This window comes from Endozoicomonas sp. ISHI1 (assembly GCF_024606225.1).
Classification (GTDB): domain Bacteria; phylum Pseudomonadota; class Gammaproteobacteria; order Pseudomonadales; family Endozoicomonadaceae; genus Endozoicomonas_A.
This window is the reverse complement of the sequence record NZ_JAGRPU010000038.1, coordinates 39,460-53,477: the sequence shown is the minus strand read 5'-3', so window position 1 is coordinate 53,477 and position 14,018 is coordinate 39,460. Positions and strand designations below refer to the sequence as shown.

The following is a 14,018-nucleotide window of genomic DNA, read 5'->3' as shown; positions in this document are numbered from 1 at the left end:
ACAAGGCGGAGTGGGCAGAAAGACAAGTTGTTGAGATCGACCAATTCTTTCCAAGCTCCAAGCGTTGCTCCGGTTGCGGGTTTGTTCATGAAAGTCTGCCGTTGTCTATTCGTGAATGGGAGTGCCCAGAGTGCGAAACCCATCACGACAGGGACATTAATGCAGCCATTAATATTAAAACCGCCGGGCTGGCGGGGTTGGCCTGTGGAGCGACTGGAGCGGGGATGGCTGCGTAAGCAACCATCTAGGGAAGGCGTGTTGAAACAGGAAGCCTGTTAGGTGACTAACGGGAATCTCGCTCCTTCAGGGGCGAGAGGATGTCAACACACTGGATTTGATAGCTTATGACTGGTTCTACTCTCGGAACTGAATCACTGAGCCAGCTTTCATCAATTCGAGCAAAAACCAATATTTTCCAATGTTTCAGGTATCAAACCTGCTTTCTGAAATTATGAGCAAACTGATCATTCTTGACCGCGACGGAGTCATTAATAAAGACTCTGACCACTACATTCGTTCGGTAGATGAGTGGATTCCTCTGCCTGGCAGCATTGAAGCTATAGCCAGGCTCAGCAGGGCAGGGTATTCCATCGCCATTGCAACCAACCAGTCGGGCCTTGCCAGAGGTTACTTTACTGAAGAAACCCTCAAGGCCATGCATCAAAAAATGCTCGATCTGGTGGTTTCAGAAGGTGGCAAGATTGACTGCATTCAATACTGTCCCCATGGCCCTGACGATCAATGTTGTTGCAGAAAGCCTCTTCCGGGGATGATTGAACAGATCGAAGAAACTCTAAACATTCCTGCATCATCTGCCTGGGTCGTCGGGGACTCTCTAAGAGATCTTGAGGCAGGGCAAGCAGTGGGATGTAAGGTAGCTCTGGTAAAAACCGGCAAGGGCGTCAGAACGCTAAATAAAGGGGAAGGTCTTGATAATGTGCCAGTGTTTGAAGACTTGGCCGCTTTTACTCGCTTCATTATCGGACAGTCACAGATCAGTCTTCAAGGATAAACACAATAGGTTTTAAATGTCACTCGTCGTTCAATCCATAAGAACAGCTTTATTTTATTTCCTGCTGACCATTTTTACTGTTTTCTGGTCCATGGTAATGGTTTTTGTTGCTCCTCTCGTTCCCATGAACAGACGCCACAACATACTGGTGAAGTACTGGGCGATTATCGCTATGGGACTGGCCAGATTTATCTGTGGGATAAAGTATGAAGTACATGGAAAAGAAAACATTACTGACATCCCATGCGTCATGATCAGTAATCACCAAAGCACTTGGGAAACGTTTTTCCTGCAGACGCTCTTTAGCCCTCAGGCTCCGGTTCTTAAGAAAGAGCTATTGAAAATTCCATTCTTTGGCTGGGCCATCAGACTCATTAAACCTATCGCCATTAATCGTAATGATCCAAGGGCCGCATTAAACGATGTAGTAGAACAGGGTACTTCAGCTTTGCACGACGGTCGTTGGGTTTTGATTTTTCCAGAAGGTACTCGTAATCCTAATGGCCAGCTAGGCAAGTTCTCAAGAGGCGGTGTCAATCTGGCACGAAAGGCTGGGGTTAATGTACTGCCCATTGCCCATAATGCCGCTGCTTGCTGGCCTATGAACAGTTTTCTAAAAAAGCCCGGGACCATTCAGCTTCATATAGGAACAGTCATAGAAACCAAAGACAGGACGGCGCTGGAGATTAATAATGAAGCTCGGGACTGGATTTCCAATACACTGGATAACATGAATGGGAAATCGGAAGGGGCTTAAGCTCAGACATCATTCATCACCGGATAACAGGTGATGAAGATGTTGGCTTGCCATCAAATCACTAAGAGGAAGCCATGTACTTCTCGATCAGTTGAATCATGATATGAATGGCTTTGATGTGAATTTCCTGGATTCGGTCAGCGTATCCGAAGTGGGGCACCCTGATCTCTACATCCGCCAGACCTTCCATTTTTCCACCATCCTTACCCGTCAGAAGAATCACTTTCATCCCTTTTTTCCGGGCCGCTTCAACCGCTTTCAGGATATTGACAGAGTTACCACTGGTACTGAGCCCGAACAGGACATCGCCCTCAAAGCCAACGCCTTCCAGATAACGCGAGAACACATACTCATAACCGTAATCATTGGAGACACAAGAGAGGTGACTGACATCAGAGATGGCAATCGCCGGGTAAGCAGGACGGTTATCACGATAGCGGCCAGTCAGTTCTTCAGCAAAGTGCATAGCATCGCAATGAGAGCCTCCGTTACCACAGGAAATAACCTTTCCACCCTGCTTAAAGGCCTCGGCCAGCAGGCTCGCAGCACGATCTATAGCATCAATACAGGTTTCATCATTAAGAAAGCGCTCCAGAAGCTGTTGGGCTTCTTCGAGTTCTGCACGAATTACTGAATGGTACATGTCTGTCAACTGTTGAATCGGAGGCCTCAAGTATACTGCTGATGTATCAACGGTGCAGCATAACTTTATTTGCCCGAAAGAGGGTTAATTGATTGCGCTCAGAGCCGCTTTGTCTAAGGACCCTGAGTGCAACTATGGGGTATTAAATATCAAGGTTAGCCACGTTCAAAGCATTAGACTCAATAAAGTCTCTACGAGGCTCAACCTGATCTCCCATCAGTGTATTGAAGATCTGGTCAGCAGCAATAGCATCTTCAATGGTCACCTTAAGCATCCTTCGCACGTCCGGATCCATCGTGGTTTCCCAAAGCTGCTCGGGGTTCATCTCACCCAGACCTTTATAGCGCTGAATGTTGTGACGTTTGGTAGACTCTGACATCAGCCAATCCAGACCTTCCTCAAAGGTTTCTACCGCCTTTTTCCGCTCACCTTTCTGGATGAATGCGGACTCTTCCAGTAATCCCTGTAGCTTGGCTCCGAGACTTTTGATCGAACCGTAATCACCCGAGCCAAAGAAGTCGACATTCCAGGTGTATTCGGTCGGCACACCATGGGAAACGATGGTAACTTTGGGCAACCACACCTGATGCTCGCGATCTTCAAACAGCTCAAAACTCATCTCGCGGCCAGCTAACTTCAGCTCCTGAATGCGTACATTCAGGGTGTCCAGCCAAGACATCATTTTTGTCTGATCTTTTAAGTCTTCTTCGGAAACGGCATCCAGATAAATCATCTCTTTCATGACTTCAGAAGGATAAATTCGAGACAGACGTTCGATAGTTGCAATAACCTTTCTGTATTCTTTTACCAGAGATTCCAGAGCTTCATCACCGATACCCGGCGCATTTTCATTAACATGCAGGGTGGCGTTTTCCAGGGCAGACTGGGTCAGATAGTCATCCAAGGCAACATCGTCTTTAAGGTATTGCTCCTGTTTACCTTTCTTCACTTTATAGAGCGGCGGCTGAGCGATATAAACGTAGCCATTTTCAATCAGCTCTGGCATCTGGCGAAAGAAGAATGTCAGCAACAGGGTTCGAATATGGGAGCCGTCAACATCAGCATCGGTCATGATGATGATATTGTGATACCGCAGTTTCTCAATGTTGAATTCAGTACGACCAATGCCACACCCCATTGCGGTGATCAGAGTACCGACTTCCTGAGAGGAAAGCATTTTGTCAAAGCGTGCTTTTTCAACGTTCAGGATCTTACCTTTGAGTGGCAGGATGGCCTGTGTTTTCCGGTTTCGTCCCTGCTTTGCAGAGCCACCCGCAGAGTCACCCTCCACGATGTACAGTTCAGAGAGCGCAGGGTCTTTTTCCTGACAGTCAGCCAATTTCCCGGGCAGTCCTGCTATGTCCAGCGCCCCCTTTCTGCGGGTCATTTCGCGGGCTTTGCGGGCTGCTTCACGTGCTCTGGCTGCATCGAGCATCTTGTTGACAACCGCTCTGGCTTCCTGTGGGTTTTCCATCAGGTAGTCCGCAAGATAACTGCTCATCTCCTGCTCAACAGCGGTCTTCACTTCAGAAGAAACCAGTTTATCCTTGGTCTGGGAAGAAAATTTAGGATCAGGCACCTTAACCGATATGATCGCAGTGAGGCCTTCACGAGCATCATCACCAGAAGTAGAAACTTTCTGGTTCTTGGCAAAACCTTCACGCTCAATGTAGTTGTTCAGGTTACGGGTCAGCGCGGCTCTGAAGCCAGCAAGGTGGGTCCCCCCATCACGCTGAGGAATGTTGTTGGTAAAGCAGAAAATGTTTTCCTGAAAGCCATCATTCCACTGCAATGCCACCTCTACACCAATGCCATCTTCCCTTACTTTCGTGAAGTGGAAGACCTTGTTGATATTGGTTTTATTGGTATTCAGATATTCAACGAATGCACTCAGGCCTCCGTCATAGCGAAACTGGTCTTCTTTCCCCGAACGCTCATCAATCAGTCGAATAAAGACGCCAGAGTTCAGGAAAGAGAGTTCCCTCAGCCTTTTAGCCAGAATGTCATAGCTAAACTGGATGTTGGAGAAGGTTTCCTCAGAGGGAACAAAATGAACCTCTGTACCGCTCTTTTCAGTTTCTCCAATCACCTTCATAGGTTCCTGTGGAACACCGTGCGCATAGATCTGCTGATGAACCTGACCATTTCTGCGGATGGTCAGTTTAAGCTCTTTGGAAAGGGCATTTACTACGGATACACCGACACCGTGAAGACCACCAGAGACTTTATAGGTGTTATCATCAAACTTCCCCCCCGCATGAAGTACCGTCATGATCACTTCAGCGGCAGACACACCTTCTTCTTCGTGGATATCTACCGGGATTCCCCGACCGTTATCACGAACGGTTATGGATTCATCCGGGTGGATAATAACTGCAATTTCATCACAGAAGCCTGCCAGGGCTTCATCGATCGAGTTATCTACCACTTCAAACACCATGTGGTGAAGTCCGGTACCGTCATCCGTATCACCAATGTACATTCCTGGACGCTTACGAACTGCATCGAGGCCTTTCAGCACTTTAATATTGGACGCATCGTAATTTTGTTCACTCATACTCTTTCTCCAGCGATTTCTCCAGCGATTCAGCCTGGCGAATCTCACGCCCAGATTTCAGGTTCACAGTTCCCTGTTTCACGTGAAACACTTTAAGATCAATTTCAGGCTCCCAGCAATTCACCAGTGCGCCCGGCTCTACACAGGTAATAAATACCTGACTTTGCATATTCTGTAATATTTTACACATAGCTTTTCTGTGATGAATATCCAACTCTGAAGGCAAATCATCCACAAGAAAAACACACTGGCTATTACTCATTTTTGAAAAGAGATAACCTTGCGCAAGCTTTAACGCACAAACGACTAACTTTAGCTGGCCACGAGACAAAATATCGACGGCATTACTTCCATCAAGACGCACTCTAATATCAGCTCGTTGTGGCCCTGACTGTGTGTATCCAGCCTGAAAATCACGAACTGCATTTTCTTTTAACACATCAGCCAGAGAGCGTTCTCTATCCCAACCTCGGTAATAACCAATCTTGATATCAGCAAGTGAGGTTAGCTGGCTGAGAACATCCTGAAAAACGGGTGTCAGTTGATCAAAGTATTGCTGCCTTAGTTGATCCAGAGCCACAGCGGCCCTCACCAGTTCCACATCCCAGACTGAAAGCTGGGATGAAACGGATGAACCCTTCATTTTACCATGACGTAGTAAACTGTTCCGCTGTTTAAGTACTTTTTGAGTTCGCTTCCAAATAGGTAAGAATTCAGTGTGTTTCACGTGAAACACTCCCCAATCAAGAAACTGTCTTCTTTGCTTGGGTGAACCTTCCAAAAGTTTAAAGGTATCAGGATTGATAATTTGTAAAGGCAGAAGTCTGGCTAACTCAGAAGTTGACTTAAGACTTTCCCCGGCCACACGAATTTGAAAATGTTCTTCTTCTATATCTCGGGAGACGCCAACCGGTATCAGTCGATCATTATTGGATTGAATTTGAGCAAATACAGTGCACTTTCCCTGTTTATGACGAATAACCGGTTTTAGTCTGGCACTTCGAAAAGATCGAGCCAAACCCAAGAGATGGATAGACTCGAGAATACTGGTTTTCCCACTGCCATTGAGTCCGTAGAGAATATTGATATCCGGAGAAGGGGAGAAGGTGGCAGATGCCAGGTTCCTGACATCCTTGATCATCAGCTTGTGAATCGTCATTTTCCTATCACCCTGTCGGGAATGACATACTTCACAAAAGCTTGTAATGATGAGAGAGCCTTTTGCCTTGAAAAGGCCCTGAACAGTAAAAAAGCCTCGAATGATGGTAAAAACACCTTCATTAAAGTCTCATAGGCATAACAACATAAGTGGAGTCACTGGCATCAGACTCTTCCAGCAGAGCACTGCTGTTAGGGTCAGAGAGGGTAATCTTGACGGATTCACCAGTGATAACAGACAAAACATCCAGCAAGTAACTGACGTTGAAACCCACTTCCAGAGTTTCACCGTGGTAAGCCAGACTGATCTCTTCTTCGGCTTCTTCCTGCTCAGGGTTGTTGGCCATCACCTTAAGTAAACCATCAGAAAGGATCAGGCGAATACCACGGTACTTTTCATTGGAAAGAATGGAAGCGCGTTGGAAAGCCTGACGAAGTTCCTGACGATCACCAATAATAATCTTGTCGCCACCACGGGGGATAACACGATCATAATCAGGGAATTTTCCGTCCACCAGTTTGGAGGTAAATATAAAGTCCCCGGTTTTCGCCCTGATATGGTTTGCCCCCAAAGAGATATGAACCATCTCTTCACCTTCCGTCAGAAGACGAGCCATCTCCAAAATCCCCTTACGAGGAACGATGACCTGATGACGATCAAGCTGATTAATATCAGCATCGACAGTACACATAGCCAGACGATGCCCATCGGTAGCAACAAATCTCAGCGTATTCTGGCTGACTTCAATCAGCATACCGTTCAGATAATAACGGACGTCCTGTTGCGCCATAGCAAAACCAGAGCGATCAATCAATCGACGCAAACGACTCTGACCAATAGTAAAGGTCATGGAACCTGCTTCTTCGTCAATGCTTGGAAATTCGTTGGCAGGCAGAGTGGACAGTGTAAAGCGAGAACGGCCTGCTTTCAGCTTGACCCGTTGATCATCCTGGGAAAACTCAATCAAAGCGTTTTCCGGAAGAGACTTGCAGATATCCATTAGCTTTCGGGCGGGAACAGTAATTTCTCCGCCCTCAGAGACGTCATCCAGTGTCACTCGACCTACCAGCTCCACCTCCAGGTCGGTACCTGTCAATGAGAGTTGATCACCGTCCACCACCATCAGGACGTTGGACAATACAGGTAGAGTCTGTCTGCGCTCAACAACACCCGCCACCAGTTGAAGTGGCTTGAGCAATGCTTCCCGATTAATGGTAAATTTCATCGCTTTCCTTTCTCTTGGCTATCTGGAAGGCAGTCACAATGACTTTCTTCCTGAATTCATTAAATATCTGCTGACTGAATCAAAATCAGCTAGTCAGCGATCTCAATAGATTTTTGTAGTCATCACGGATTTCACCGTCTTCATCCACCAGCTCTTTCACTTTACGGCAGGCATGAAGTACAGTGGTATGATCTCGTCCGCCATAAGCGTCACCAATTTCAGGCAGGCTATGACTGGTTAACTCCTTGGAAAGAGCCATTGCGATCTGCCTGGGTCTGGCCACAGAACGGCTGCGACGTTTAGACAGAATATCAGCAACCTTGATCTTGTAGTACTCAGCCACAGTTCTTTGAATATTATCAATACTGACCTGTTTATCCTGCAAAGCAAGCAGATCCTTCAGGGACTCCCTGATGAGGTCGATATCAATCTTGCGCCCCATAAAGTGGGCACTGGCAATCACTCGTTTCAGAGCGCCTTCCAGTTCACGCACATTGGACCGAATTCTCTGGGCAATAAAGAAAGCTGCCTCATGAGGCAATTCCACTTTTTGTTGCTCTGCCTTCTTCATCAGTATGGCTACCCGGGTTTCAAGCTCCGGAGGTTCTACTGCGACAGTCAGGCCCCACCCAAATCGCGACTTTAATCGCTCCTCAACACCATTGATTTCCTTGGGGTAACGATCACAGGTCAGAATCATTTGTTGACCACCCTCAAGCAGGGCATTGAAGGTATGAAAAAATTCTTCCTGGGAACGTTCTTTTCCGGCAAAGAACTGGATGTCATCAATCAGCAGGGCATCGACGGAGCGATAGTAGCGCTTGAAGTCATTGATAGCATTCAATTGCAACGCTTTGACCATATCGGCAACAAATCGCTCGGAATGCAAATAAACGACTCTGGCATTACGATTTTGACGAACCAGAGAATTACCCACCGCGTGCATAAGGTGAGTTTTACCCAGACCAACACCGCCGTATAAAAAAAGTGGATTGTAAGCAGCTCCCGGATTTTCAGAAACCTGACGGGCTGCTGCAAGTGCCAGCTGGTTTGATTTACCTTCAACAAAGGTATCAAAAGTAAAGTGAGCATTCAGGGAGCTATTATGTTTTATTGAACCTTCGACGTCTATTTGTCGTCCGGAAGAAGCTTCTTCCTTGTTAACAGGATGATTGCTGCCGGTATCCTCTTTTGCTTTCAGAGGATTGACTTTCTTGGTCACGGCAGGAGGCTCAATGCTCTCAGACGGCACAGGCTGAATGCCGGAAGAACTTGATGCTTCAGTGAGACTGGACACTAACTCACGGGTCACTGCCTTCTTTTCTTTTGCAACGGGCTTGGGTTCTTCTGTGTTCACAGGCCTGCTGGCAGGTGGAGATGTTCTGCGACTGAGAGACTGGGGACGACGGTTCGACACCGCCAAAGCTACCGCCGGAGACTGTCCGTCGGTCAGTTCATCAAGAATTTCCTCGATGCGAGGCAGGAACTTCTCTTTCACCCAGTCCGCAACAAAGCGATTAGGAGCCAGCAGGCAAAGATCGTGTTCATCACCCATCACTTTTAGTGGGCGAATCCAGGTATTGAACTGCTGTGAGGACAGCTCATCTTGAAGCAAGTCCACACACTTTTGCCAGAGCTCTAAAGGCACAGGCGCTCTCCTGAAAAAGGGTGAAGTGGAAGCCATTCAACCTGCCTGCCGGACGACTTCGCTATAGACAGGAAACAGAATCTGTCCAGAAACACCTATTCCTCCACAACAGAGCATTGCAGGAACGTAGGAAGAATAAGCAAAAAACAGCTTCAATTGTATCCTTTCGGGGGAAAGTTATCCACACCTTAAATTTCTTGAAAACAAGTCCCAAAAAAATATTTTTACTTAATTATCAATATATTAAAAGTAATAAAGGGATAAAAAAGGGACGGCCTGTTATGAAAAAATAATGTGGAAAAGGCTGTGCTAATAGAGGCTAATCAAAGATGAGCGAGCTGTGCATAAGTATGATGTATTCAAGCTCTGTGCATAAAACCGCGGGTTATACACAAGCTATCGGCAAGAAGAAAACAGTATAGCCGCTGATTTTCTACACATTCACACACATGAACAAACCCACTGATTATCAGGCTTTATGAGACTTATCCACATAAAAACGACTGCTTAATATTCATAAAAAAAACAAAACAACATTACTCAAGTACATATGTACTATATGTATTTCATTATCTTGAATTAGCCAAAAAATATTTTTTATTTAAAAAGGCATGTTAAGTCGTTGGAATGCTGTTTTTTCTCTATATATAAGAGAACGTAATTTCCCTTATAAAAATACTCTTATTGACTAGCCACTTCTGATATCCGCAAAGAGCTGACAGCCTTCTAAGGATTAAGCCCTCAACCCCTGTGGCAAACTCTTGACAAATGCAAATTGACGCTAATCCCTCAATTACTTAGAATGCCCGTCTTTTTGTAAATCGATAAAACGAGTAACGTCATGAAAAGAACATTTCAGCCCAGCAATCTGAAGCGCAAGCGCAATCACGGTTTCCGTGCTCGCATGGCTACCAAGAACGGTCGTGCGGTTATCAACCGTCGTCGTGCCAAAGGTCGCAAGCGTCTGGCTGCCTGATTTGGATTGACAGGTGAGCTTCGCTTTTGGTCGCAATTTGCGACTTTGCTCAGCAGCTGATTTCAAGCAGGTTTTCGACCATACGGATATCAAGGTCAGTAGTCGCCATTTGCTGATACTGGCTTGCAGGAATGAGCTTAACCATCCCCGCCTGGGACTGGTGATTGCCAAAAAAAATATCCGTAAAGCTACCGGCCGTAATCGAGTCAAACGGCATATCCGGGAAACCTTTCGCCTTCATCAGAGCGAACTGGGAAATCTCGATATCGTTGTTCTGGCCAGAAGAGGTCTGGATGAGCTGGAAAGCTGCGATATCAATAAACTGCTCACCCACCAATGGTTTAAACTGGCCGGACGTCGGAATGAGCAGAAGGTTTCCTGAATGGAGACCATAGTCTGAAGCAGGCACTCTATGGTGCTGCTGCGTGGCAGTGGAGGTAGTTACTACCTCCAGTCACTCTTCAGAAAGCCAGTCATACTGTCTCCACTCAAATTATTAGCCGATATGTTTCCTGTCGATTCGGCACAAACAGAGTAAAGTCGACATGACCAGACCCATGATGAATTTTCTAGTGCTTTTGCCCAGACGCAGTGCCGTGGGATTGATCAAGGTCTACCGTTACTGCCTGAGCCCCATTATGGGCAGGCATTGTCGCTTTTACCCAAGCTGTTCCAGCTATTCACAGGAAGCTCTCGAATATCATGGTTTTCTGAAAGGTAGTTTTCTGACCTTGAAACGACTGCTGCGTTGCCATCCCTGGCATCCAGGAGGTTTTGATCCGGTGCCCGCTCCCTCGGACAGGCAACATCGGTCATCAGACGATCATATTCATCACCAAGACTCTTTGGCTCGGACATCATGGATCTGCAAAGAACACTCTTGATAGGTGCGATAGCCGTTGTTGGTGTATTTACACTTCAGCAATGGAATGAAGATTATAATCAGACCCGGCCGGCCAGCGACGCTGTTGTGGCTAATGTCTCCACTTCTCAAAGTGGTTCTGATTTACCCACTATCACGTCATCATCTTCTTCTCCGGAAATTCTGGATGCCAGGGTTCAGGCCTCGGCTCAACTGATTACTGTCAAAACAGATACTCTGAACCTTCAGATCGACCCGGCCGGTGGTGACATTATTGGGCTCAGCCTGCCCAAGTACCCGGCCTGGCTGCCAGAAGAAGGTGAGAAAGCCACGCCTTTCCAGCTGCTGGTCAACAGACCCGACTGTACACCAGGTGAAGTGACCTGTGTCTATACCGCTCAGAGCGGCCTGATTACTACCGACGGTCCCACCAACGACCAGAATCAGAGACCTCTCTATAGCGCAGCAGAGAGCCGCTACACTTTGCCAACCGGTCAGGATCAGCTGACAGTCAAACTGACTCGAACCACTGACAATGTTCAGGTGACCAAAACTTATACCTTTGAGCGTGGCACTTATGAGGTCAAAATAGCCTATGAAATTGCCAACAACAGTGACAGGGTATGGCGTGATACCTTCTACGCTCAGCTGAAGCGTGATGGTTCAGAAGACCCGAGCTCTGTGAATTCCAGTGCACCCATGAATACTTACCTGGGGGCTGCTGTCCGTTCACTTGACGAGCCATACAAGAAGCTGCCTTTTGATGATTTCAGCAAAGAGCCTTTCAAGGAAAGAGTTGATGGTGGCTACGCAGCCATTCTTCAACACTACTTTGTAAGTGCTTGGGTGCCAGACCAGCACAAGCCTCACAATTACTACACCCAAGTATCTCGTAACAACGAATACTTTATGGTGGGTTTCTACAATGACCCTCTGGTAGTAAATCCCGGAGAGAAAGTGACCACCGGTGCGACACTCTATGCAGGTCCTAAAGACCAACCTGCTCTGAAGAACCTGGCAGACGGCCTGCAGCTGACCATGGACTTCGGTATGCTTTGGTTCCTGGCTCAACCATTGTTCATGTTGCTGCAGTTTATCCACTCTCTGGTGGGCAACTGGGGCTGGGCAATCATCCTGCTGACGGTCTGTGTGAAGGCGGTATTCTATCCGTTGAACCAGGCCAGCTTCCGCTCTATGGCTAAAATGCGCAAGCTGGGGCCAAAGATGCAGGAGCTGAAAGAGAGATATGGCGACGATCGTCAGAAGATGTCTCAGGCCATGATGGAGATGTACAAGAAAGAGAAGGTAAACCCAATGGGTGGCTGCCTGCCGATTCTTGTTCAGATGCCGGTATTCATCGCCCTCTACTGGGTACTGCAGGAGTCTGTAGAACTGCGTCAGGCCCCCTGGCTTGGCTGGATTCAGGATCTGTCCCAGATGGACCCTTACTTCATCTTGCCGCTGATCATGGGGGCTTCAATGTTTGCACAACAGATGCTGAACCCGACGCCTCCTGATCCTGTGCAGGCCAAGGTAATGAAGTTGATGCCACTGATCTTTACCGTATTCTTCCTCTGGTTCCCTGCGGGTCTGGTATTGTATTGGGTAACCAACAACATTCTGTCGATTATTCAGCAATATATCATCACCCGAAAGATCGAGAGGGAAGACTCCTGAGTCTGAACCTCTCAAAAAAAACGGACTGTGACGGTCCGTTTTTTTTAGATGCTTGAAGGCCATAGCGCCAGCACCTGCCTTGAATTAGACTACGCGATTATTTTTCTCAGCCAGTTATTGCTATGTCTGACCTCAGCGCACTCCATAAAGACACTATTGCCGCTCAGGCTACCGCTCCCGGTAGGGGCGGAGTGGGTATCATCAGGGTCTCGGGCCCTGGAGCTTTGCGGGTAGCCAGAGAGATTCTGAAAAAGGAACCCAGTCCCCGCTATGCACATTACGGTCCTTTTTATGATGAGCGGGATAAGGTACTGGACGAGGGCTTGGCTCTTTATTTTCCTAATCCCAATTCATTCACCGGAGAGGACGTTATAGAGTTCCAGGGACATGGCGGTCCGGTCATTCTGGATTTGTTGCTGAAGAGAATTAATGCCCTGGGGATCAGGCTGGCCAATCCCGGAGAGTTTTCCGAAAGAGCCTTTTTGAATGACAAGATGGATCTGGCACAGGCCGAGGCCGTCGCAGATTTGATTGACAGTACTTCAGAACAGGCAGCCAGATCGGCACTAAGATCATTGCAAGGTGTTTTCTCCAGAAAAGTGAATGAGCTGGTCGAAGCTCTGATTGAACTGAGAATTTATGTTGAAGCCGCCATCGACTTTCCGGAAGAAGAGATTGATTTTCTGGCCGATGGTAAAGTGGCAGGCGATCTCAAAACCATCATCAGCCACCTTGCACTGGTTATAACAGAGGCAGGTCAGGGGGCTATTCAGCGTGAGGGGATGACCGTTGTGATTGCCGGGCGTCCCAATGCGGGTAAATCCAGTCTTTTGAATGCGTTATCAGGACGGGAGTCGGCTATCGTAACGGACATTGCCGGCACCACTCGTGATGTTCTCAGAGAGCATATCAATATCGACGGTATGCCCTTGCATGTTATTGATACCGCCGGTCTGCGAGAGACTGATGACAAGGTCGAACAGATTGGTGTAGAACGGGCTTTCAGAGAAATAGAAGACGCCGACAGAGTGCTTTTAATGGTGGATGGCTCCACTACTGACGCAATCGATCCTCACGACATATGGCCTGAGTTTGTTGATCGATTGCCTTCCAGAGAAAAGTTAACAGTCATCCGTAATAAAATTGATCTGACAGGCGAACAGGCCGGCATAGAAGCTGTTCAAGGGGTTCCCCTGATCAGGGCGTGCGCAATGAGAGAACGTGGCCTGGATGCCCTCAGAGAGCACCTGAAAGCCTGTATGGGGTATGAGGGAGCTATGGAGGGAGGTTTCTCTGCCCGGCGCAGACATCTGGATGCACTGCGCAGAGCAGAAGAGTTTCTGGATAACGGTCAGAAGCAGCTTGAATACATGGGAGCGGGAGAACTTCTGGCAGAAGATTTGCGACATGCCCAGAAAGCCTTGGGTGAAATCACCGGCGAGTTCTCCAGCGATGATTTACTGGGCAGGATTTTCTCTTCGTTCTGTATCGGAAAGTAAGTA

General features: G+C 47.5%; 13 protein-coding genes. 8 read left to right on the top strand and 5 right to left on the bottom strand.

The window, feature by feature from the left end; genetic code table 11:
• The 3 genes from KBW69_RS19245 to KBW69_RS19235 all read left to right on the top strand — a co-directional run.
• On the top strand, positions 1-236 hold a 236-nt coding region (locus KBW69_RS19245; RefSeq protein WP_257281913.1), incomplete at its 5' end, for a transposase.
• Positions 237-451: 215 nt separating this feature from the next.
• Positions 452-1,012, top strand: a complete 561-nt coding sequence (gene gmhB / locus KBW69_RS19240) for a D-glycero-beta-D-manno-heptose 1,7-bisphosphate 7-phosphatase (RefSeq protein ID WP_257275077.1) — start codon at positions 452-454, stop codon at positions 1,010-1,012.
• Between the two features lie 16 nt (positions 1,013-1,028).
• A complete protein-coding gene (locus KBW69_RS19235; RefSeq protein WP_257275076.1) occupies positions 1,029-1,769 on the top strand; it encodes a 1-acyl-sn-glycerol-3-phosphate acyltransferase in 741 nt (246 codons plus the stop codon).
• Between the two features lie 61 nt (positions 1,770-1,830).
• On the opposite strand, the gene lpcA is transcribed toward KBW69_RS19235, so the two are convergent.
• From lpcA to dnaA, 5 genes are all read right to left on the bottom strand, one after another.
• On the bottom strand, positions 1,831-2,412 hold the full coding sequence (gene lpcA, locus KBW69_RS19230; protein ID WP_257281912.1) for a D-sedoheptulose 7-phosphate isomerase: 582 nt from the start codon (positions 2,410-2,412) through the stop codon (positions 1,831-1,833).
• Between the two features lie 142 nt (positions 2,413-2,554).
• The gene (gene gyrB / locus KBW69_RS19225; protein WP_257275074.1) at positions 2,555-4,969 is read right to left on the bottom strand and encodes a DNA topoisomerase (ATP-hydrolyzing) subunit B; all 2,415 of its coding nucleotides are present in this window, start codon (positions 4,967-4,969) and stop codon (positions 2,555-2,557) included.
• The gene (gene recF, locus KBW69_RS19220; protein WP_257281911.1) at positions 4,962-6,128 is read right to left on the bottom strand and encodes a DNA replication/repair protein RecF; all 1,167 of its coding nucleotides are present in this window, start codon (positions 6,126-6,128) and stop codon (positions 4,962-4,964) included. The genes gyrB and recF overlap by 8 nt, the downstream gene beginning before the upstream one ends.
• A gap of 121 nt (positions 6,129-6,249) precedes the next feature.
• Positions 6,250-7,353, bottom strand: a complete 1,104-nt coding sequence (gene dnaN, locus KBW69_RS19215) for a DNA polymerase III subunit beta (RefSeq protein ID WP_257281910.1) — start codon at positions 7,351-7,353, stop codon at positions 6,250-6,252.
• An 85-nt stretch (positions 7,354-7,438) separates the two neighbouring features.
• The gene (gene dnaA / locus KBW69_RS19210) at positions 7,439-9,037 is read right to left on the bottom strand and encodes a chromosomal replication initiator protein DnaA (RefSeq protein WP_306674590.1); all 1,599 of its coding nucleotides are present in this window, start codon (positions 9,035-9,037) and stop codon (positions 7,439-7,441) included.
• 805 nt (positions 9,038-9,842) lie between these two features.
• Here dnaA and rpmH point away from each other — a divergent pair.
• The 5 genes from rpmH to mnmE all read left to right on the top strand — a co-directional run bounded on the left by rpmH (position 9,843) and on the right by mnmE (position 14,015).
• Positions 9,843-9,977 (top strand): 50S ribosomal protein L34, encoded by a 135-nt coding sequence (rpmH, locus tag KBW69_RS19205; protein ID WP_257274837.1) that lies wholly within the window; start codon positions 9,843-9,845, stop codon positions 9,975-9,977.
• A gap of 13 nt (positions 9,978-9,990) precedes the next feature.
• Complete coding sequence (rnpA, locus tag KBW69_RS19200) at positions 9,991-10,359, top strand: ribonuclease P protein component (protein ID WP_257274835.1); 369 nt, start codon at positions 9,991-9,993, stop codon at positions 10,357-10,359.
• Between the two features lie 163 nt (positions 10,360-10,522).
• Positions 10,523-10,861, top strand: coding sequence for a membrane protein insertion efficiency factor YidD (gene yidD, locus KBW69_RS19195; RefSeq protein ID WP_373690719.1), 339 nt, complete (start codon positions 10,523-10,525; stop codon positions 10,859-10,861).
• On the top strand, positions 10,837-12,516 hold the full coding sequence (gene yidC, locus KBW69_RS19190) for a membrane protein insertase YidC (protein WP_257281909.1): 1,680 nt from the start codon (positions 10,837-10,839) through the stop codon (positions 12,514-12,516). The genes yidD and yidC overlap by 25 nt, the downstream gene beginning before the upstream one ends.
• A 122-nt stretch (positions 12,517-12,638) precedes the next feature.
• The gene (mnmE, locus tag KBW69_RS19185) at positions 12,639-14,015 is read left to right on the top strand and encodes a tRNA uridine-5-carboxymethylaminomethyl(34) synthesis GTPase MnmE (protein ID WP_257281908.1); all 1,377 of its coding nucleotides are present in this window, start codon (positions 12,639-12,641) and stop codon (positions 14,013-14,015) included.
• The last annotated feature ends 3 nt before the right edge of the window (positions 14,016-14,018 follow it).